The organism is Dyella sp. S184 (assembly GCF_009766065.1).
GTDB lineage: Bacteria > Pseudomonadota > Gammaproteobacteria > Xanthomonadales > Rhodanobacteraceae > Rhodanobacter.
This window is the reverse complement of sequence record NZ_LMUE01000009.1, coordinates 107904-127583: the sequence shown is the minus strand read 5'-3', so window position 1 is coordinate 127583 and position 19680 is coordinate 107904. Positions and strand designations below refer to the sequence as shown.

Annotated in this window: 18 protein-coding genes; 6 read left to right on the top strand and 12 right to left on the bottom strand. The window is 62.1% G+C overall.

Going from position 1 to position 19680, the window contains the following annotated elements:
• Positions 1-12 precede the first annotated feature (12 nt).
• The 6 genes from GSQ75_RS12690 to GSQ75_RS12665 all read right to left on the bottom strand — a co-directional run bounded on the left by GSQ75_RS12690 (position 13) and on the right by GSQ75_RS12665 (position 5137).
• A complete protein-coding gene (locus GSQ75_RS12690) occupies positions 13-981 on the bottom strand; it encodes a hypothetical protein (RefSeq protein ID WP_158755247.1) in 969 nt (322 codons plus the stop codon).
• The gene (locus GSQ75_RS12685) at positions 978-1835 is read right to left on the bottom strand and encodes an ABC transporter ATP-binding protein (RefSeq protein WP_158755246.1); all 858 of its coding nucleotides are present in this window, start codon (positions 1833-1835) and stop codon (positions 978-980) included. The genes GSQ75_RS12690 and GSQ75_RS12685 overlap by 4 nt, the downstream gene beginning before the upstream one ends.
• The gene (locus GSQ75_RS12680; protein WP_158755245.1) at positions 1832-2206 is read right to left on the bottom strand and encodes a GntR family transcriptional regulator; all 375 of its coding nucleotides are present in this window, start codon (positions 2204-2206) and stop codon (positions 1832-1834) included. The genes GSQ75_RS12685 and GSQ75_RS12680 overlap by 4 nt, the downstream gene beginning before the upstream one ends.
• A gap of 3 nt (positions 2207-2209) precedes the next feature.
• The gene (locus GSQ75_RS12675; protein WP_158755244.1) at positions 2210-2551 is read right to left on the bottom strand and encodes a hypothetical protein; all 342 of its coding nucleotides are present in this window, start codon (positions 2549-2551) and stop codon (positions 2210-2212) included.
• A 187-nt stretch (positions 2552-2738) separates the two neighbouring features.
• Positions 2739-4406: an amidohydrolase gene (locus GSQ75_RS12670; protein WP_158755243.1), complete on the bottom strand. Its 1668-nt coding sequence runs from the start codon at positions 4404-4406 to the stop codon at positions 2739-2741.
• 140 nt (positions 4407-4546) lie between these two features.
• A complete protein-coding gene (locus GSQ75_RS12665; protein WP_158755242.1) occupies positions 4547-5137 on the bottom strand; it encodes an FMN-dependent NADH-azoreductase in 591 nt (196 codons plus the stop codon).
• Positions 5138-5249: 112 nt separating this feature from the next.
• Here GSQ75_RS12665 and GSQ75_RS12660 point away from each other — a divergent pair, with 112 nt between their 5' ends.
• The 4 genes from GSQ75_RS12660 to GSQ75_RS12645 all read left to right on the top strand — a co-directional run bounded on the left by GSQ75_RS12660 (position 5250) and on the right by GSQ75_RS12645 (position 9067).
• Positions 5250-6224: a LysR substrate-binding domain-containing protein gene (locus tag GSQ75_RS12660; RefSeq protein ID WP_158755241.1), complete on the top strand. Its 975-nt coding sequence runs from the start codon at positions 5250-5252 to the stop codon at positions 6222-6224.
• Between the two features lie 75 nt (positions 6225-6299).
• Positions 6300-7442, top strand: a complete 1143-nt coding sequence (locus GSQ75_RS12655; RefSeq protein WP_158755240.1) for a pyridoxal phosphate-dependent aminotransferase — start codon at positions 6300-6302, stop codon at positions 7440-7442.
• The gene (locus GSQ75_RS12650) at positions 7430-8230 is read left to right on the top strand and encodes an amidohydrolase (protein ID WP_158755239.1); all 801 of its coding nucleotides are present in this window, start codon (positions 7430-7432) and stop codon (positions 8228-8230) included. The genes GSQ75_RS12655 and GSQ75_RS12650 overlap by 13 nt, the downstream gene beginning before the upstream one ends.
• 117 nt (positions 8231-8347) lie before the next feature.
• The gene (locus GSQ75_RS12645) at positions 8348-9067 is read left to right on the top strand and encodes a CsgG/HfaB family protein (protein WP_158755238.1); all 720 of its coding nucleotides are present in this window, start codon (positions 8348-8350) and stop codon (positions 9065-9067) included.
• Between the two features lie 59 nt (positions 9068-9126).
• On the opposite strand, the gene arsC is transcribed toward GSQ75_RS12645, so the two are convergent.
• From arsC to GSQ75_RS12625, 4 genes are read right to left on the bottom strand one after another with little or no spacing between them, the layout of a single operon-like run.
• Complete coding sequence (gene arsC, locus GSQ75_RS12640; RefSeq protein WP_158755237.1) at positions 9127-9471, bottom strand: arsenate reductase (glutaredoxin); 345 nt, start codon at positions 9469-9471, stop codon at positions 9127-9129.
• Between the two features lie 37 nt (positions 9472-9508).
• The gene (locus GSQ75_RS12635; protein WP_158755236.1) at positions 9509-11113 is read right to left on the bottom strand and encodes a pseudouridine synthase; all 1605 of its coding nucleotides are present in this window, start codon (positions 11111-11113) and stop codon (positions 9509-9511) included.
• Positions 11110-11928 (bottom strand): SMC-Scp complex subunit ScpB, encoded by an 819-nt coding sequence (scpB, locus tag GSQ75_RS12630; protein WP_158755235.1) that lies wholly within the window; start codon positions 11926-11928, stop codon positions 11110-11112. The genes GSQ75_RS12635 and scpB overlap by 4 nt, the downstream gene beginning before the upstream one ends.
• A gap of 35 nt (positions 11929-11963) precedes the next feature.
• Positions 11964-12896, bottom strand: coding sequence for a ScpA family protein (locus GSQ75_RS12625; protein ID WP_158755234.1), 933 nt, complete (start codon positions 12894-12896; stop codon positions 11964-11966).
• Between the two features lie 1010 nt (positions 12897-13906).
• Here GSQ75_RS12625 and GSQ75_RS12620 point away from each other — a divergent pair.
• Positions 13907-14275, top strand: coding sequence for a PilZ domain-containing protein (locus GSQ75_RS12620; protein ID WP_158755233.1), 369 nt, complete (start codon positions 13907-13909; stop codon positions 14273-14275).
• A gap of 67 nt (positions 14276-14342) precedes the next feature.
• On the opposite strand, the gene GSQ75_RS12615 is transcribed toward GSQ75_RS12620, so the two are convergent.
• Positions 14343-16022, bottom strand: coding sequence for an AMP-binding protein (locus GSQ75_RS12615; protein WP_158755232.1), 1680 nt, complete (start codon positions 16020-16022; stop codon positions 14343-14345).
• 69 nt (positions 16023-16091) lie between these two features.
• Here GSQ75_RS12615 and GSQ75_RS12610 point away from each other — a divergent pair, with 69 nt between their 5' ends.
• Entirely contained in the window at positions 16092-16613 is a 522-nt protein-coding gene (locus GSQ75_RS12610; protein ID WP_254058569.1) for a hypothetical protein, read from the top strand.
• Between the two features lie 73 nt (positions 16614-16686).
• Here the strand turns inward: GSQ75_RS12610 and acnA are convergent, their stop codons facing one another.
• A complete protein-coding gene (acnA, locus tag GSQ75_RS12605; protein WP_158755231.1) occupies positions 16687-19437 on the bottom strand; it encodes an aconitate hydratase AcnA in 2751 nt (916 codons plus the stop codon).
• Between the last annotated feature and the right edge of the window lie 243 nt (positions 19438-19680).

Genomic DNA, 19680 nt, shown 5'->3' with positions numbered 1-19680 from the left:
TTCGGTCGGATGTCAGCTGTCGTCGCGCCAGCGGCGGAACCAGATGGCACCGGCCAGCAGTCCTGAGCCGATCACCACGCCAATCCACAGGTTCGGCGAAGCCAGCAAATGGTAGGTATTCGTGAGATCCATGAAGTCCATGCTTGGATTGCCGGCGACGCTGTGTGCGATAGAGTCTCCGTTAGTGCCGAACAGGCTGCCTGTGCCGGGGAATGTGCTGAACAAGCCGCGCTGTACGACGTTCTTCCAGAACCAGGTGGCTGGCAGATTGAACAGTCCCATCAGGCCAAACCAGCTGATCACCAGACCGGTGGCCACCGGCAACGCTACTGCCCAGAGGAACGGCTTGTTGCGTGCCCATGCCGAGCAGAGCAGCAGCCAGCCAATCGAAGGAAGAGCCCAGAGCACGTACAGCGGGATATAGCCGATCAGGTTGACCATGATGCGGAAGGGGTGGGCCATGAGAAGCAAATGCCACACATTCAAGCCATGGAAGGACAGTGTGATCGCGAGTATCAACAGCTGCAGCATGCCGACGACGATACCCACGATGACGGCGATAACCGGAGCAAGTACGGTGGCACTGACGATCTTGGACAACACGGTGCTGGCATCGGAGATTGGCAGCGATTTCCAGAACAGGATGCTGCGATCGCGGCGGTCGTCATACAGCGCGCCGAGGCAATAGAAGAACACTACGAAGCCGAGCACCACGGCAAGAAGTCCCATCGCCGAGTACATCGCGAGATCGAGGGCGAACCCGACATTGCTCATGTCACCCGCATCCATGTCGGTCATGACGCTATGCAAACCACTGCTGGCTCCGAAATGGATCCCATGGCTGGCACCCAGCACCTCGGCGGTGATGATGCCCATGATGTTCAGCAGCAGGAATACGCCGCCAGTGATGACCGGCGCCCAGAAGAAGCCACCCCGGTGTTCCCAGAACTCGCGCTTCACGAGCCAATAGAAGGTTTTCATGCGTAGGTTCCCTTCATGGTGGCGACGAACAGGTCGCTGATGGATGGCCGGCGGGTTTCGCCCAGCTGTTCCAGCACCGAGCGATTCACGCCGTCAAACAGAAAAATGCTCTTGCCGAAGACCTGGCGCTCGTCCAGTGGTTTCAACTGGCGGGCGGCGTCGGCCTTGTCGCCGTTCACCATGACTTCGATAAAGCGTTCGCCAACTGCGTCCATGTCCGCATCCAGCACGATCTTGCCGTCGCGGATGAACATCAGGTCGGTGAGGATGTGTTCGACTTCCTCCACCTGGTGCGTCGTCACGATGATTGTCTTGTTCTCGTCGAAGTAGTCTTCCAGCAGGTTCTGGTAGAACTGCTTGCGATAGAGGATGTCCAGACCCAGCGTCGGTTCGTCCAGGATCAGCAACTTGGCGTCGATCGCCATCACCAGTGCCAGGTGCAACTGCACGATCATGCCCTTGGACATCTGCCGCACGCGCTGGCCAGGTTGCAGCTTGGTACGGGCCAGGAATGCCTCGCACTTCTTGCGATCGAAGCGTGGGTGCACGTTGGCGACAAAGTCGACCACCTCACTTACGCGGATCCAGCGCGGCAGCACCGCGACGTCGGCGATGAAGCAGACTTCACCCATCAGCCGGTCACGCTGCTTGCGTGGGTCGAAGCCGAGCACATTCAGCTCGCCGGTGAAGTCGGTAAGGCCAAGGATCGCCTTCAGTGCAGTGGTCTTGCCGGCGCCATTCGGGCCGATCAGGCCGACGATGCGGCCGGGCGCGATCTGGAAGCTGATGTTGTCCAGCGCCAGCGACGACTTGTAACGCTTGCTCAGGCCGCTGGCCGTGATCACCGCGCTCATGATTGTTCTCCCTTGGCGGACTCGGCCTCGCGCAGCAACGTCTTGAGATCCAGTCCCAGTCGTTGCAGCCGGGCAAACAACATTGGCCATTCTTCGCGCAGGAACCGCTCGCGTTCGGATTTCAGCAGCGCCTCACGGGCGCCTTCGATGACGAACATGCCTAATCCCCTCCTTTTTTCAACCAGTTGTTCGTCGACCAGTTCCTGATACGCCTTCGATACGGTCAGCGGGTTGATCTGGTAATCCGCTGCCACTTGACGTACCGACGGCAGCGGGTCGCCCTCGTTCAAGGCGCCGTCCAGGATCATCGCCACCACACGTTGCTGCAGTTGACGATAGATCGGGACGCTGTCGTTCCAGGTAATGGTCATGTTTTATTCCTTGCTGATGCGACCGAACTTGTTGCCAAACGAATAGTAGGGCATGGCCAATTGCGATCCGATCAGGCTGAACTGCTCTGCACCGCTGGCTCCGCCCAGGTGACCGAAGGCGGGAATCGTGGCGATGCCGGCCATCCCCACGTCGGCAAGCAGGGCGGCGGCGCGCCGTTCGGCAGCGCTGGGGTAGACATTGACCGGCGCCAGATTGATGACCTTGCTGCCGTTGATTTCAGTGTTCGACGCTTGGTAGCTGTCGACGTTGTAATTCAGGGCGCCAAGAGTTGCAGTGGTGAACAGGACGGCGGCGACGCTGGCGATGAGGTTGTTTGCTTTCATGACGTGTCTCCTTAGTGATCTCGTTGGCCGGTGTTGTAGTGAACTATAACACCATGTTTCGAGCTGTCAATAAAAAAGTGCGATTTCGCAACATGACTGATGGCCTATAAGCGCAAACCGTTGCCCAACAACGAAAAAGCCAGCGCAATGGCTGGCTTTTCGTGGTGCGGGACAGGATCTGACGCGATCAATCGTGTGCGGCGTACACTTGTTTGCCGCCTACCCAAGTCTGCAATACCCGGGTTTTCCAAAGGTCTTGCGGCGCATTCTTGAAGATGTCGCGGTCGATCAGGATGAAGTCGGCCCACTTGCCCGGCTCCAGCGTGCCGAGGCTTTGCTCGTGGTAGCTGGCCCACGCGGCATCGAGCGTATACGCTCGAAATGCCTGCAGCAGGGTCATGTCCTGAGCCGGGTACCAGCCGCCGGCGGGCAGGTTATGGTGATCCTGCCGGGTGACTGCGGCATGCAGGCCGTCGAACGGGTTGTCGGCATCGAACGGAAAGTCCGAGCCGCCCACGATCATCGTGCCCTGCTTGAGGAAGCGTTGCCACGCGTAGGCACCGAGGATGCGCTGGCGGCCAATGCGCTCCTCGGCCATGTTCATGTCCGAGGTGGCATGTACCGGCTGCATCGAGGCGATCAGGTGCAGCGACACGAAGCGCGGGAAATCCTGCGGCGAGACGATCTGCGCATGCTCGACGCGGTTGCGAAGGTTCTCGCCGCCATGCTGTTTGTAGGCTGCTTCAAAGCCATCCAGTACCTCGCGGTTGGCGCGATCGCCGATCGCGTGGATCGCCACCTGATAGCCCTTGCCCAATGCCTTGCCGATCATCGCGGTCAGTTCGGCTGGCGTCTGGAACAATGTGCCGCTGTTGGCGGGATCGTCGGAGTAGGGCGCCAGCATCGCGGCACCACGACTGCCCAGTGCGCCATCGGCAAACAGCTTGACCCCGCGCACGGTAAGAAAATCGCCGCCATAGCCGATCAGCGGCCCGTGCTGGCTGACGGTGTCGAAGTCCGCGCCGGTGTTATGGATCAACGCGTAGATGCGCGCGGTGAGTTTGTGTGCGTCGGCGTACTGGCGATACAGCTGGTAGGTGGCCAGATCGATGCCGGGATCATCGACACTGGTGATGCCTAGCCGGGCCAATTCAGCCAGCGCGGTATCCAGTGCGGCGGCCTGCTCGCTGGCGGTAGGCAGGGGAATCTTGCTGTCGATCAACGCGGCAGCCGCATCGACAAACACGCCGGTGGGCTTGCCTGCCGCATCGCGTTCGATGCGGCCGCCGGGCGGATCCCTGGTTTCCCTGGTGATGCCAGCGCGCTTCATCGCCGCGCTATTGGCCCAGCCGGAATGGCCGTCGATGCGCTCCAGCCACACCGGGCGATTCGCCACGGCGGTGTCGAGTTCCTGTGCGGTTGGAAAGCGGCCGAGCTTCCACAACTCCTGGTTCCAGCCGCCACCACGAATCCAGGCGGTATCCGGCTGCGCGTTTGCATAGACCTTCACCGCGGCCAGTGCCTGCGCCAATGACGAGGTCTGGCTGAGGTCGATCTGATTGCGGATCCGACCCAGCTGCATGACATGGCCATGCGAGTCGGTCAGTCCGGGGAGCAGGGTATCGCCGTGCCCATCGACCACCCTTGCGTTACCAGCGCGCTTCGCCAGTTCAGCAACGTTGCCGGTGGCTACCACCTTGCCTTGGTCGACCAGCAGCGCCTGGAAGTGTTGCAGCTGGCCGTGGCGATCCAGCGTGTAGCCGTTGACGTTGCGCACCAGCAGGTCGGCGCCCCGGACACCGGGCGTCGTCGCCAGCAGCGCGATCAGCAGCAGGACGCGCGGAAAGAAAGGCATGCGTGGGAGCCTTGGAAAGTGAATCAAGGCAGCAGTGTGTCGCGCTGCCAAGCGCATTGCCAGCCACGCTGCCGGGCTTTCCTCGACGGGAAACGCAAACGGCCCCGCAGGGCCGTCGCGAACAACAGTCGTACTGGAACTCAGGCGACCTTGGCCGCCGGTGCGACCAGCGAACCAATCGCCGCCCGCGCCAATTGCAATGCCTGTGCTTTCGGCTCGTCGCCCATGTTGAGCCCTTCGGCACGCACGAATTCAACGTTGGTGATGCCGATGAATCCAAATACGGTACGCAGATAGGACTCCTGGAAATCCATCACGGCGGCCGGGCCGCTGGCATACATGCCACCGCGGCTGGAGGCGATGATTACCCGCTTGCCGCCGGCCAGTCCCTCGGGGCCGTTGGCGCCGTAGCGAAAGGTCTTGCCGGCGACCGCGATGCGGTCGATCCAGGCCTTGAGCTGGCTCGGGATACCGAAGTTGTACATCGGCGCACCGATAACCACGATGTCAGCAGCGAGAAAGTCTTCCAGCATCTGGTTACCCAGAGCGACGGCGGGGTCGCTGGCATCGGCCACCGGCGACCAATGCGGCAGCGGTTCGGCGGTCAGATCGTGGTAATGGGCCTGGATGCCGGCAGCCTGGCGCTTCAGCTCGGCTACGATGTCGGCGGTGAGCTGGCGCGACACTGAATGGGCACCCAGAGCGCTGGAGTCGATATGCAACAGTTTCATGGTGAGGTTCCTGCTCGAGCCGACGAATCGGCGATGGAAACAGGATATATTTAGAACAATATGGCGATTAGATGGCAATTTTCGGACGTATAGTCCGTTCAAGGAAACGATCATGACGGTATTGAGCGGCGCGCTGCAGGACCTCAACGATCTGTACTTTTTTGCGGCCGTGGTTGAACACGGCGGTTTTTCCGCGGCCGGCCGTGCGCTGGGCGTGCCGAAATCGCGGCTGAGCAAGCGCGTGGCGCAGCTGGAGGAACGGCTCGGTGTGCGCCTGCTGCAGCGAACCACGCGACGCTTCGTGGTGACCGAGGTTGGCGAACGTTTCTATGCGCACTGTCGTGCCGTGCTGGAAGAGGCGCAGGCGGCTCAGGATGCGGTGGATGAACTACGCGCCGAACCGCGCGGTGTAGTGCGCCTGAGCTGCCCGGAATCGCTGGCGCAGACGGTGATGGCGTACTTGCTGCCGGATTTCCTCATGCTGTATCCAAAGATGCAGGTGCGGTTGCTTGCCAGCAATCGCCGCGTCGACGTGATCGGCGAAGGCTACGACCTGGCGATCCGGGTGCGCAACAAGCTGGACAGCGATGCGAACCTGGTGATGCGCAGCTTCGGCCAGTCAAGCACCAAGCTGGTGGCCAGTCCCGCCCTGCTGAAAGCACAGGGGCGTCCGACCACACCTGAGGAACTGGCCAAGCTGCCGGCGCTGTCGATGCGCGAGCACGAAGGCGCGCAGGTGTGGGAACTGATTGGCGCGAACGGCGAACAGATCAATGTGGAGGTGCAGGCGCGCCTGATCACCGGCGATTTTGCGGTACTGCTGGAATCAGCCCGCCGTGGCATGGGCGTGACGCTGTTGCCGGAGTTCGTCTGTGCCCCGGCGATTGCCCGCGGCGAACTGGAGGTGGTGCTGCCGGACTGGAGCGCGCCCGAAGGCACCATGCACTTCGTCTATCCCAGCCGGCGCGGCATGCTGCCGGGCGTACGCGCGCTGGTCGATTTCCTGGCCGAGCGGCTGCCGGCCACGACACTGCTGAAACATGAGCAATGCAAGCTGCGTCCGCTGGAGGATTTGCCCGGATCCTGACGGATGCGGTGTGATGCGCACGATACCTCGCATGCGGTACGCTGCATGTTTTATAGACATCCATACGGCCGAATGATGATAGCTACCAAACTTCCGAAAGTCGGCACCACCATCTTCAGCGTGATGAGCCAGCTGGCGCTGGAACACAAGGCCGTCAACCTGGGGCAGGGCTTTCCCGACTTCGAACCACCGCAACCATTGCGCGATGCGTTGACCCGTGCGATGAACGAAGGCCGAAACCAGTACGCGCCAATGCACGGCGCGGCAGCCTTGCGCGAGCAGATCGCGCTGAAGACCGAACAGCTGTATGGCCGCAAGCTCAATGTCGACACTGACATTACGGTCACATCCGGCGCCACAGAGGCGATCTTTGCGGCGATCGCCGCGGTGGTGCGTGCCGGTGAGGAAGTGATCGTGTTCGACCCGGCCTACGACTGTTACGAGCCGGCGATCGATCTGCAGGGCGCGCGTGCGGTACACATCCCGTTGACCTTGCCGGCATTCGCGATCGACTGGCAGCGCGTACGCGATGCGGTGACACCGAAGACCCGGATGATCCTGATCAACAGCCCGCACAACCCGTCCGGCGCAGTACTGTCGGCGGCGGACCTGGAAGAACTGGCGGCGATCGTGCGCGACACGGCCATCGTGGTGCTGTCCGACGAGGTGTACGAACACATCGTGTATGACGGCGCACAGCATGAGAGCGTGCTGCGTCACCCGGAACTGGCCGAGCGCAGCATCGTGGTCTCTTCGTTTGGCAAGACCTATCACTGCACTGGCTGGAAGGTTGGCTATGCGGTGGCACCGGCGGCACTGTCGGCCGAGTTCCGCAAGGTGCACCAGTACCTCACGTTCTGCACCTTCCATCCGGCACAGGTGGCGTTCGGCGAATTCATGGCTAGTCATCCGGAGCATTACCTGGAGCTGCCGGCGTTCTACCAGGCCAAGCGAGATCGTTTCCGTGCGCTGTTGGCGCCGTCGCGCCTCAAGCTGCTCGACGTACCAGGCGGTTATTTCCAGCTGGTCGACTACTCGTCGATCCGCGACGAGGATGACCTCGCTTTCAGTCGTTGGCTGGTGCAACACGCTGGCGTAGCGGCGATTCCGCTGACGCCGTTCTATGAAACCGCACCGGGCACACGCCTGCTGCGACTGTGCTTCGCCAAGAGCGATGCGACGATGGATGCAGCGGCGGAGCGGCTATGCAAGCTCTGAGGGTTTCACTGGTACAGGGCGCTACCCGCTGGCATGACGCACCTGCCAATCGCGACTACTACGGCGCGCTGGTGCGGCAGGCAAAAGGCAGCGACCTGATCCTGCTGCCGGAGACCTTCCTGTCTGGCTTCAGCAACGACACCCGCGCCAGTGCCGAGAGCATGGACGGTGAGGGCGTTGCCTGGTTGCGCGCGCTGGCGATCGAGGTTGGCGCGGTGATCTGCGGCAGCCTGGCGATCCGCGAGAACGACACTGTCTATAACCGCTTGCTGTGGGTCAAGCCCGACGGCAGCTTCGCGCAATACGACAAACGCCACCTGTTCCGCATGGCTGGCGAGCACACCCGCTATGGCGGAGGCAACGAACGCCTGATCGTCGAATTGAACGGCTGGCGGATCCTGCCGCAGGTCTGCTACGACCTGCGCTTCCCGGTCTGGCTGCGCAATCGCCGGCTTGCCTCCGCCAGCGGTGGCATGGAGTACGACCTCGCATTGTTTGTGGCGAACTGGCCGGCACCGCGTCGGCAGCCGTGGCGCACGTTGCTGCGTGCGCGCGCAATCGAGAACCTCAGCTACGTGATCGGCGTAAACCGGGTCGGCGTGGATGGCAATGAGTTGCCATATGCCGGTGACAGCGCGGTGATCGACCCGGTCGGCGAGCCGTTAGTTGAGCTGGGTACGCAAGAGCAGGTGGTAACGGTCACACTTGATCCGGCGCCACTGCTCGCGCATCGCGAACGGTTCCCGGCTTGGATGGATGCCGACACCTTCACCCTCGATCCAGGGTGATCTGCATCGGTCGTCGGATATAGACCAGCCGAAGAATATCGGCAGCCAAATCGCAACTCTATGATTCACCGTGAACAGCAGGCTGGCGGCGGGCGCCCCTGCATCACGGAGAATGCCATGAAGCCGATTCTTAACCTTGGTTGTGCACTCGGTCTATGCCTGCTTTCGGGTGCAGTGGTGGCGCAGTCAGGTCGTCCTACGATCGCGGTATCGGAGTTCACCAATCAGACTAGCACCGCGAATTGGTGGAATGGTGATGTGGGCAACCAGCTGTCGGATGCGCTTAGCAATGAGCTCAGCTCATCCGGTGATTTCAACGTGGTCGAACGGCAGAAGCTGGGCGCCGTGATCGGCGAGCAGGACCTGGCCAGTTCGGGGCGGGTGCGTCAAGGCAGCGGTCCACGCACGGGCAATATAACGGGTGCGCGCTATCTCGTTACTGGCACCGTTACTGCGTATACCGAAGACACCAGCAATACCGGGGGCGGACTGAGCTTTCACGGTTTATCGTTCGGCGGAGGCAAAAGCCAGGCGTATGTCGCGATCGACCTGCGCGTGATCGATTCGGAAACGAGTGAAGTGGTGTACTCGCGTACGGTCGAAGGAAATACCACAAACACGCAGGTGGGCGTGGGTGGTTACCTGCGCGATGGTCTCGGTGGCACCTTCAGCCAGAAGAAGAACACGCCGGCCGGCAAGGCCGTGCGCGGTGCACTGGTGGAAGCCTCCGACTACCTGGACTGCGTGATGGTCAAGCGTGACAGCTGCATGGCCAGTTTCAACCAGAAGGAACAGCGCCGCCGTGACAGCGATCGCCAGGCGCTCGATCTGCAGTGATCACTTCTGTCGCCATGCGCTGAAGCGCGCCTCGCAGCAGATGCGCGTCATGCTGTGGTTCAGAGTATCGCCAGCACCGCTTCCGGCGGCCGTCCGATGACGGCGTTGCCGTTGGCGACCACGATCGGGCGCTCGATCAGTTTGGGGTGCGCCACCATGGCAGCAATCAACGCCGTCTCGCTCAGCGCGTGATCATTCAGTCCGAGTGACTGGTATTCCGCTTCGCCAGTGCGCAGCAACTGGCGCGCCGTCATGCCGAGTTGGCCCAGCAGCACACCCAATTCAATCGCACTTGGCGGCGTATCGAGGTAATTGATCACCTCGCATACGCCGACATGCTCTTCCAGCAACGCCAGCGTGGCGCGCGATTTGGAGCAGCGGGTGTTGTGATAGATGCGCACCATCGCTCAGCTTCCCCGCGTGGTCATGTCTAGCTCTGGCTCAGCGATTGCCCGAACGATTGCCGCCGCGACCTGGCGGGCGACCACCCGCAGGGCCACCGTGGCCTTGCGGCCGGGCACCAGTGTGCGAACGATTGCCACCCTGGCCCTGCGGCCGACCAGCACCTTGCGGACGATTGCCACCCTGGCCTTGCGGCCTAGCGCCGCCCTGACCTTGCGGGCGCGCGTTGCCGTGGGCCTGATTGCCGTAGGACTGATTGCCATGTGCCTGGTTACCGTGAGCCTGGTTGCCTTGGCCTTGCGGGCGCCCACCCTGCGCGGGTCGACCACCAGGCGCGCGGTTGCCACCACCGGTGCCACGCGACTCGCCGCCGAAACCACCGTACGGACTGCCGGCGCCGCGGTTCTCACCGCCACCGCCAGCACGTGCACCAAACGGCTTGCCGCCAGCAGGACGACGATTGCCGGCTGCCGCACCACCCGCGGCATTGCCGCGCGGAGCTCCGGGACGGCCAGCGCTGCCCGCGCGGCTTTCACCGGCAAACCAGCTGCGTACCGACGGCAGCTCCTGGCCTGGCGCCACGCGACGACCCTTGCCGCCACCTGCACCGCGCTCGGGACGGGCGACGTTGCCGTTGACTTCCTTGCCATCGCGACGTGGCGGTTTGCGACCGCGTGACGGTTCTTCGCGGATACGGTCGTAGGCACGCAGTTCGCGTGCCTCATCCTGGCCACCGGTCCAGGCTTTGCTGCTACCGCTCTCGGGGCGATATTCGGTGACGCTGCGATTGGCACGGCGCTGGTGCAGCACCGGGCTCAGCGTCAGCACCGGTTGCGGCGCACCGAGGCCGGTGGCATGGCGCAGCTGCTTGACGGCTTCCGCGTCGAGCGCTTCGCATTCGCCGCGGCGCAGATTGCGTGGCAGTTCGATCTTGCCATAGCGGATGCGCTTGAGACGACTGACCAGGAAACCCTGCGAGTCCCACAGGCGGCGTACTTCGCGGTTGCGGCCTTCGCGGATCACCACGCGGAACCAGCTGTGGCTGCCGCCACGGCTGATCACGGCGATCTCGTCAAAGCGGGCAGGACCATCGTCCAGTTCCACACCGGCTTTGAGTCTTTCGATGATCTCGTCCGGCACTTCGCCGTGCACGCGGCACAGGTATTCGCGCTCGAGGCCGCTCTTCGGGTGCATCAGTGTGTTGGCCAGCTCACCGTCGGTGGTCAGCAGCAGCAGGCCGGTGGTATTGATATCCAGCCGGCCCACGGCGACCCAGCGCGCACCCTTCAGGCGCGGCAGCTGTTCGAACACGGTGGGGCGACCTTCCGGATCGTCGCGGGTGGTCAGCACGCCTTCGGGCTTGTGGTAGATCAGCACCTCGGTCTCGTCGCGGCTATCGGTGGCGACGACGAATTGCTTGCCGTCAATAACCACGCGGTCGCCGGCGTGCACGCTGGCGCCGATGCCGGCCGGGCTGCCATTGAGCTCGACTTCGCCGGATTGGATGCGCACCTCGAGCATGCGACGCGAGCCGAGGCCAGCATTGGCCAGCACCTTGTGCAGGCGCTCCTCGATCTGGGTGGCAGTGGCGTCGTTGCGCGGTTCGCGCTTCAGGGAAAGAACGGATTTCTGCGGCGCAGTCATGCGCGGTACTCCTCGGTATCTTGCTCGGCGGTGTCGGGTTCGACGTCCGCGGCGGGGTTCGCTGCCTCATCGGCAGTGCTAGTCGGGATCTCGGCGGATGGGCTCAGGTCGGAGCCATGTCCGTCGGACTCGGGAGATGTGGACGACGCCGGAGCGTCGGCCGTGATGTGGTGGGTGTCGTCGTCGGCTGGTTCCGCATCGATCGCGGTTTCCTCGTCGGGATCGATCGGCAGGTCGCGCACGATGCGCGCAGGCAGTGGTTCCTGCTCGAAGCGCAGTTGTGGGTCTTCCATATCGCGGATTTCCGACAGCGGTGGCAGCTGATCCAGCGATTTCAGGTTGAAGTAGTCGAGAAACATGCGGGTGGTGCCGAACAGTGCCGGCTTGCCGGGCACGTCGCGATAACCAACCACGCGGATCCACTCGCGCTCTTCCATCGTCTTGATGATGTTGGAGGACACCACCACACCACGAATCTGCTCGATCTCGGGGCGGGTGATCGGTTGGCGGTAAGCGATCAGCGCCAGGGTTTCCAGCAGCGCACGCGAATAGCGGCTGGGCTTTTCGGACCACATCCGCGAAATCCACGGATGCACGTCCTGGCGTACCTGGTAGCGGAAGCCGGAGGCCACTTCCTTGAGCTCGATGCCGCGTCCGTTGCAATCACCGGCCAGCGTTTCCAGTGCCTTGGCGATCTGTGCGTGACTGACGTCGTCAGCCTCGTTGAACAGGTCGCCCAGCTGATGAACCGTCATCGGCTGGCTGGAGGCCAGCAGGGCGGCCTCGATAATCGGTTTGAGTTGCTCGATCTGCATAGCCTTGGGTCGGATGCCGATTCAGTGGTTGTCGTTCATTCGTTGGACGATTCGATCAGTGCCGATTCGCCTGCTTGTGCGTCGTCCGCCTCTATTTCGGCGAATGTCTCGGAGTGGCTTGCCTTTGCCTTTACATAGATCGCTGCCAGCGGGGCTTCCTGGACGATTTCCACCAGCATTTCCTTGGCCAGCTCCAGCATTGCCAGGAAGGTCACCACCACGCCGAGTCGCCCTTCGCTGGCATCGAACAGACTCTCGAAACGGTGAAAGCTGTTGTCGTCCAGCCGGCTCAGCAGTTCGCCCATGCGCTGGCGCACGCTGAGTGCCTCGCGCTTGATCGCGTGATGGCCGAACAACTCGGCCCGGTGCATCACGTCCTTCAGCGCAAGCAGCAGCTCGGTCAGCTCCAGCGGCGGCGGCAACTTGATCACGTTGCGTTCGCCTACCTCGGCATGCACCACCGCGGTATCGCGTTCCAGCCGGGGCAGGGTTTCGATATCCTCGGCCGCCCGCTTGAACCGCTCGTACTCTTGCAACCGACGGACCAGCTCGGCGCGGGGGTCATCCTCCAGCCCTTCCTCGGCTGGCGGCCGCGGCAGCAGCAGCCGCGACTTGATCTCGGCCAGGATCGCGGCCATCAAAAGGTATTCAGCGGCCAGCTCCAGCCGCATCACATCGCGCATCAGCTCGATGTAGGTCATGTACTGCCGGGTGATCTCGGCCACCGGGATATCCAGAATGTCCAGGTTCTGCCGGCGGATCAGGTACAGCAGCAGGTCCAGTGGTCCCTCGAAGGCCTCCAGGATGACCTCGAGCGCGTCCGGTGGGATGTACAGGTCCTGCGGCATCTGCAGCAGCGGTTGGCCGCGCACGATGGCCAGAGGCATTTCCTGCTGCTGCGGTACCGACGCAAACGCATCCTGTGGTGCGGTGACCAGGCTCTCGGGCTCGACTGGCTCAGTGCTCATCAATACATGTCGTTGGGCCGCCTTCAGCGGCTGGCAGTGCGTTCAACACGTTCGGAGCCATTCCATGCATGGGCGTGACCATGGAATGTCCGTGCTCGGAATGCGGCGGTGAAGCGGCGTTCCAGGGTACTGCTGTCTTACATAATCTTCCGCCGAGGCGCGTCGGGCGCCACCGTTGCGACGGGCATGATGAAGCCACGCTTTTGGTGGTTCGGTCAGGCAGGTCGCTAACGATCACCGTGCGTCGGTTCCGGGTTGTCAGCCACGGCAAAGGCGCAAGTCACAAATGGCGAACAACGACGCCACTGACTATTTATCGATCGGTTCGAGAGCATCGGATGGAAACCATGGGCCGCCGGAAGTGACTGGCAAGCGCTATTCATGGGGCCACACGTGGAACAAAGAGTAGCGGCTAGCTGGCGACAAGTCCAGTTAGGTCTCGCGGGCCGAATTTTCCTTGGACAGACAGCCATTTTCTATTCGCGCCGAGAGATATCGGCGCCTGCCGATTTCATGACTGCACCGACCATAGGCACAATGGGCGATTGGAGTGCGCCCATTTCCTGACTGACGTCGCGCTCCACCCGCATGCTTCGTCGGTGCGGGGCGGCATGTGACCTAATGCGTCGGTCCGCAGTTCGGTAGACGGTTTCATCTTGCTGGTTCGGCATGCGGTGCTTACGAATTGAACCGGTCGGGTTTATCGTGACTCGATGATCGTTTGCCGGAAATGCCGGCAATGCGTACGGTGCAACATGAATTTGTGTGATGGCTATCACGGACGGAACGCCAGGATGGTGATTGCCAGGCAGCCAAACAAAGGAAATTATCGGTGTGTAGGTATTGTCCGGTGAGCTGGCATGTTGATTGCTTGGATACACCGTAACCAGCTCGATCGGAGCGCGTTCAGGGCCAATGGAATCGCCGGGTGGTAGAGCAGAACAATTTCAGGATGTGCGGAATGATGTCCCCACCAGTGGGAGGCGCAAGCGCAAATGAACGGTATGACGATGACGACTGACAAAAATAAAAAGGGTGGCAATGGGCCGGAACAGTTGCGTCCGGCACGCATGCAGATCGCGACGACGGTCCTGATGAGCCGTAATGGAGAGTCGCATCCGACTGAGCTGGTCGATATCTCGGCGACCGGTGCCTTGCTGCGACGCCCGCTTGGCTGGGCGGGTGAAGCGGGGCAGAGCTGGGTGCTCGACATGATCTTCGGCCACAATCTGCACATCCACCTCGAGGCGGCGGTCGCGCGCGTTTCCGATCACCACATCGGCTTTTCCTATAGCCGCATTCCCGAGGACAAGCAGGTCCCGCTGTGGAACCTGCTGGGTGGTTACGCCGATATTCTGGAATACTGGAAGGACAGCTGAGCAGAAGCCGTCATTGAATTGAAAACGCCCGCCTGAAGCGGGCGTTTTCAATTCTGGAGGAGCAACCTCAAGCCGGGATCTTTTTCTCGTCGCGCAGCTCGCGGCGGAGGATTTTGCCCACGTTGCTCTTGGGCAGCTCATCACGGAACTCGATGAACTTGGGTCGCTTGTAGCCGGTAAGGTTCTCGCGGCAGAACTGCCTGAGAGCTTCCTCGGTGAGGTTCGGGTCCTTGCGCACCACGAACAGCTTCACCACTTCGCCGGAATGCTCGTCCGGAACACCTACGGCGGCCACTTCGAGCACGCCGGGGTGCTGCATGACTGCATCCTCGACCTCGTTCGGATACACGTTGAAACCAGACACCAGGATCATGTCCTTCTTGCGATCGACGATGTAGAAGTAGCCGTTCTCGTCCATCTTCGCGATGTCGCCAGTGTGCAGCCAGCCATCGGCGCCGAGCACCTTGGCAGTCTCGTCATCACGCTGCCAGTAACCCTTCATGACCTGTGGGCCACGCACCATCAGTTCGCCGACTTCGCCGGTCGGCAACGGCTGGCCTTCCTCCGACCAGATGGCCACGTCAGTGGATGACACCGGTAGCCCGATCGAACCGTTGTATTCCTTGAGATCCAGCGGATTGATGCATACCGCTGGCGAGGTCTCGGTGAGGCCATAGGCCTCGGCGAGGGTGCAGCCGGTGACCTTCTTCCAGCGTTCGGCGACGGCGCGCTGCACGGCCATGCCACCACCCAGGGTCAGGTGCAACTTCGAGAAATCCAGTTCGGCAAAACCCGGGGTATTGAGCAAGCCGTTGAACAGAGTATTGACGCCAGTCAACGAGGTGAAGCCGGACTGCTTCAGCTCCTTGACGAAGCCGGGCATGTCACGTGGATTGGTGATCAGCCAGTTCAGGCCGCCCAGACGGGTGAACACAAGTCCGTTCGCGCACAGCGAAAAGATGTGATAAAGCGGCAGCGCGGTGATGATCACTTCTTCACCGGGCTTGGCGTTTGTGCCGACCCAGGCACCGGCCTGCAGCATGTTCGCGATCATGTTGCCGTGGGTGAGCATCGCGCCCTTGGCCACACCCGTAGTGCCGCCGGTGTATTGCAGGAAGGCGATGTCGTCGTGGCCCAGGCTTACCGGTTGCAGCGGATGCGGTGCGCCACGGGACAGCGCATCGCGGAAGCGCACGGCTTGCGGCAGATCGAATGCCGGCACCATCTTCTTGACATGCTTGAGTGCAAAATTGATCAGTACACCCTTCGGGCCCAGCAGGTCGCCGATACCGGTGGTGATGATGTGCTGCACATGGGTTTCGGCAACGATCTGCTGCAGCGTCGCGGCGAAGTTGTCCAATACCACGATCGCCTTGGCACCCGCGTCTTCCAGCTGATGCTTGAGTTCGCGCGCGGTGTACATCGGATTGGTGTTGACCACGATCAATCCGGCGCGCAGTGCACCGAACAGCGCAATCGGATACTGCAGCACGTTCGGCATCATGATCGCGATGCGATCGCCCTTGCCGAGCTTGAGTTCGCCAGTGAGGTAACCGGCGAACTGACGGCTCATCTCGTCGATCTGCCCGTAGGTCAGCTTATGGCCGAAATTCGCAAAGGCCGGTCTTTCACGAAAATGCCCGAACGCTTCCTCGAAGACAGCTGGTACCGAGGCATAGGTATTGACGTCAATCTGGCTGGGTACGCCTGCCGGGTAGTGATCCAGCCACGGACGTTCGTTGCTCATGCTCGGGTTCCCTGTTCGTGTCGATGACCGCGCGTCGACGATGGCTTTAGGATGACGCCAGCATCCATCATGCGCCACGCGAATGGTTCATTGGAGCATACGCCTGCGTACAGCGGCAAGCCGCACTGCATCGAGATTCCGCCGATGATCCGATTGAGAAAAGCTGCCTGCCTGCTGAGCGTCCTCGTGCTGTGCACGGCGGCGTTGTCGGGTTGCCGACACACGCCGGATGAGGTGCAAGTGCGCGAGGCGATTGCCTCGATCGCCCACGCGGCCGAAACGAATGCGGCGAGCGACGTGACCGCACCACTCAGTGACGATTTCGATGGCAATGCCGGTGAACTGGATCGCCGCGCGCTGGGCAATATGGTCAGATTCTTCGCGCTGCGTGGTGAGCATATCGGTGTGACGATGGGGCCGATTGCCATCGATCACCGAGGCGAGCGGATGGTGGCGACGTTCACGGTCACCCTGACCAGCGGCAGTCATCTTTTCCCTGACCAATTAGGCGTCTACGAGGTCGAGTCGGCGTGGCGCAAGGATGATGGCAAGTGGCGTTGCTATACGGCGAGCTGGAAGCATTCGATCTAGTGCGGCGCTGATCGAAGTGATTGCAAAAGTGCCCCGGAACCCGGGGCACTAATGTTTGCGGCTACCTCGAAATTCAGGCGGCTTTCTTGCCGGCCAGCTGACGCAGCACGTACTGCAGGATGCCGCCGTGACGGAAGAACTCGCGTTCCTTCGGGGTCAGCAGCATCACCTGCACGGTGAACTGCTTCTTGCTACCGTCGGCGGCGGTAGCGGTCACCGTGGCTTCCTTCGACTTGCCATCATCCAGACCGGTGATGTCGAAGGTTTCCTTGCCGGTCAGGCCCAGCGACTGCGCGTTCTCGCCGTTCTTGAACGTGCATGGCAGCACGCCCATGCCGACCAGGTTGGAACGGTGGATGCGCTCGAAGCTCTCGGCGATCACCGCCTTGACGCCCAGCAGCAAGGTGCCCTTGGCCGCCCAGTCACGCGACGAACCGGTGCCGTATTCCTTGCCGGCGAATACCACCAGCGGGGTCTTGTTCGCCTTGTACTTCATCGCGGCGTCATAGATCGCCAGCTGTTCGCCACTCGGCACATACAGTGTGTAACCGCCTTCGACACCGTCGAGCATCAGGTTCTTGATGCGGATGTTGGCGAACGTGCCGCGCACCATCACGTCATCGTTGCCGCGGCGCGAACCGTAGGAGTTGAAGTCCTTCGGCTCGACACCCTTGCTGATCAGGAAGCGGCCCGCGGGGCTGTCCTTCTTGATCGAGCCGGCCGGCGAGATGTGGTCGGTGGTGATCGAGTCGCCGAACAGGCCGAGCACGCTGGCGCCGTGGATGTCCTCGATCGTGCCGGCTTCCTTGCTCATGCCGTCGAAGTACGGCGGGTTCTTGATGTAGGTGGAGTCGTCCCACTTGAACAGCGCGCCATCCGGCGAGGCGATCTGGTTCCAGCGGCTGTCACCCTTGAACACGTCGGCGTAGTTCTTCTCGAACATCGCTGGGTTGATCGCGCCGGCAATCGTGTCGGAGATTTCCTGATTGCTCGGCCAGATGTCCTTCAGATAGACCGGCTTTCCGTCGCTGCCGGTACCGAGCGCGTCCTTGGTCAGGTCGATGTCCAGCGTGCCGGCCAGTGCATAGGCGACCACCAGCGGCGGCGAGGCCAGGTAGTTCATCTTCACTTCCGGATGCACGCGGCCTTCAAAGTTGCGGTTGCCTGACAGCACCGAGGCCACGGCCAGGTCGCCTTCGCCGATGGCATGACTGATCTCGGTCGGCAGCGGGCCCGAATTGCCGATGCAGGTCGTGCAGCCGTAGCCGACGATATAGAAGCCGATCTTCTCCAGCTCCTTCAGCAGGCCGGTCTTTTCGAGGTAGTCGCTGACCACCAGCGAGCCCGGGCCGATCGAGGTCTTCACCCACGGTTGCGCCTTGAGGCCCCTGGCCGCAGCCTTCTTCGCCAGCAGGCCAGCTGCCAGCATCACCGCCGGGTTGGAGGTGTTGGTGCATGAAGTGATCGCGGCGATCACCACCGAGCCGTCGCCGACCCTGAAGCTCTGGCCGTCCTTCTCGACGCGCACACCACCGTTGGTAATCGCGTTGGCCGGGTTGCCGATGGCGGTGGCGCCACCTTCACTGGCGAAGTCCTCGGTGGCTTGGCTTTTCGATTTGCGATTGGCGGTGAGCGAGCCGATCACATCATGGAAACTCTTCTGCACGGCTTCCAGCAGCACGCGATCCTGCGGGCGCTTCGGGCCGGCCATCGACGGGCGCACGTCGGCTAGGTTCAGCTCCAGCGTGGTGGTGAACGTCGGTTCGACCGCGTTCTCGTCATGCCACATGCCTTGTGCCTTGGCATACGCCTCGACCAGCTTGATCTGCGCGGCGCTGCGGCCGGACAGCTGCATGTAGTTCAGCGCTTCCTGATCGATCGGGAAGATGCCGCAGGTCGCGCCGTATTCCGGTGCCATGTTGGCAATCGTCGCGCGGTCGGCCAGCGGCAGGTGCTTCAGGCCATTGCCGAAGAATTCGACGAACTTGCCCACCACGCCCAGCTTGCGCAGCATCTGAGTGACGGTGAGCACCAGGTCGGTGGCGGTGACGCCTTCGGGCAGCTTGCCGGTCAGCCTGAAGCCAACCACCTGCGGGATCAGCATGGAGGAGGGCTGGCCGAGCATCGCGGCCTCGGCCTCGATACCGCCGACGCCCCAGCCGAGCACGCCCAGGCCGTTGATCATGGTGGTGTGCGAATCAGTGCCGAACACGGTATCCGGATAGGCCCAGCTCTCGCCGTCGATGTCGGCGGTGAACACCACGCGGGCCAGGTGCTCCAGGTTCACCTGGTGCACGATGCCGGTACGCGGCGGCACCACCTTGAAGTTATTGAATGCCTTCTGGCCCCAGCGCAGGAACGAGTAGCGCTCCTGGTTGCGCTCGAACTCGATCGCAACGTTCTGTTCCAGCGCGCTATCGGAGCCGTACACGTCGACCTGCACCGAATGGTCGATGACCAGCTCGGCCGGTGCCAGCGGATTGATCTGGGTGGCATCACCGCCGAGTTTCACCACGGCGTCGCGCATCGCGGCCAGGTCGACCACGCAGGGCACGCCGGTGAAGTCCTGCAGCACCACGCGTGCCGGCATGAAGGCGATTTCGGTAGCCGGCTCGGCCTTGGCATCCCACTTGGCGATCGCCTCGATTTCCTTCGAGGTCACATCCACGCCATCCTCGTGACGCAGCAGATTCTCCAGCAGGATCTTCAGCGAGTACGGCAGCCGCTTCAGGTCGAAATGCTCGCCGAGCTTGGTGAGGCTGGCGAACACATGGCGCTGGCCATTGACCTCGAGGGTGTCGCGTACGGAAAAGGTATCTTTCATGGGAGTGCTCCTGGCTGATCCTGCGGCTGGGATGACTGAACGATGGCGATGGGGTGGTCGCCAACCCGGCAAAAACGCAATTATCGCCCAAACGCTGCATGGCGGCGAACCATTCCGCCACTATGGCCGCGGTAAGCGTGAGTCGTGGGGCGCCTGCATGACGGGTATGGCGAGTAAACTGCGCCAACGCACGTGGCTGCTTTCGCCGCACAGGATGAGCCCGATGACCACCGCACACAAACG

Coding starts and splice junctions, on each gene's coding strand:
- GSQ75_RS12690 (WP_158755247.1), bottom strand. CDS start 981: ATGAAAACCTTCTATTGGCTCGTGAAGCGCGAGTTCTGGGAACACCGG.
- GSQ75_RS12685 (WP_158755246.1), bottom strand. CDS start 1,835: ATGAGCGCGGTGATCACGGCCAGCGGCCTGAGCAAGCGTTACAAGTCG.
- GSQ75_RS12680 (WP_158755245.1), bottom strand. CDS start 2,206: ATGACCATTACCTGGAACGACAGCGTCCCGATCTATCGTCAACTGCAG.
- GSQ75_RS12675 (WP_158755244.1), bottom strand. CDS start 2,551: ATGAAAGCAAACAACCTCATCGCCAGCGTCGCCGCCGTCCTGTTCACC.
- GSQ75_RS12670 (WP_158755243.1), bottom strand. CDS start 4,406: ATGCCTTTCTTTCCGCGCGTCCTGCTGCTGATCGCGCTGCTGGCGACG.
- GSQ75_RS12665 (WP_158755242.1), bottom strand. CDS start 5,137: ATGAAACTGTTGCATATCGACTCCAGCGCTCTGGGTGCCCATTCAGTG.
- GSQ75_RS12660 (WP_158755241.1), top strand. CDS start 5,250: ATGACGGTATTGAGCGGCGCGCTGCAGGACCTCAACGATCTGTACTTT.
- GSQ75_RS12655 (WP_158755240.1), top strand. CDS start 6,300: ATGATAGCTACCAAACTTCCGAAAGTCGGCACCACCATCTTCAGCGTG.
- GSQ75_RS12650 (WP_158755239.1), top strand. CDS start 7,430: ATGCAAGCTCTGAGGGTTTCACTGGTACAGGGCGCTACCCGCTGGCAT.
- GSQ75_RS12645 (WP_158755238.1), top strand. CDS start 8,348: ATGAAGCCGATTCTTAACCTTGGTTGTGCACTCGGTCTATGCCTGCTT.
- arsC (WP_158755237.1), bottom strand. CDS start 9,471: ATGGTGCGCATCTATCACAACACCCGCTGCTCCAAATCGCGCGCCACG.
- GSQ75_RS12635 (WP_158755236.1), bottom strand. CDS start 11,113: ATGACTGCGCCGCAGAAATCCGTTCTTTCCCTGAAGCGCGAACCGCGC.
- scpB (WP_158755235.1), bottom strand. CDS start 11,928: ATGCAGATCGAGCAACTCAAACCGATTATCGAGGCCGCCCTGCTGGCC.
- GSQ75_RS12625 (WP_158755234.1), bottom strand. CDS start 12,896: ATGAGCACTGAGCCAGTCGAGCCCGAGAGCCTGGTCACCGCACCACAG.
- GSQ75_RS12620 (WP_158755233.1), top strand. CDS start 13,907: ATGACGACTGACAAAAATAAAAAGGGTGGCAATGGGCCGGAACAGTTG.
- GSQ75_RS12615 (WP_158755232.1), bottom strand. CDS start 16,022: ATGAGCAACGAACGTCCGTGGCTGGATCACTACCCGGCAGGCGTACCC.
- GSQ75_RS12610 (WP_254058569.1), top strand. CDS start 16,092: ATGCGCCACGCGAATGGTTCATTGGAGCATACGCCTGCGTACAGCGGC.
- acnA (WP_158755231.1), bottom strand. CDS start 19,437: ATGAAAGATACCTTTTCCGTACGCGACACCCTCGAGGTCAATGGCCAG.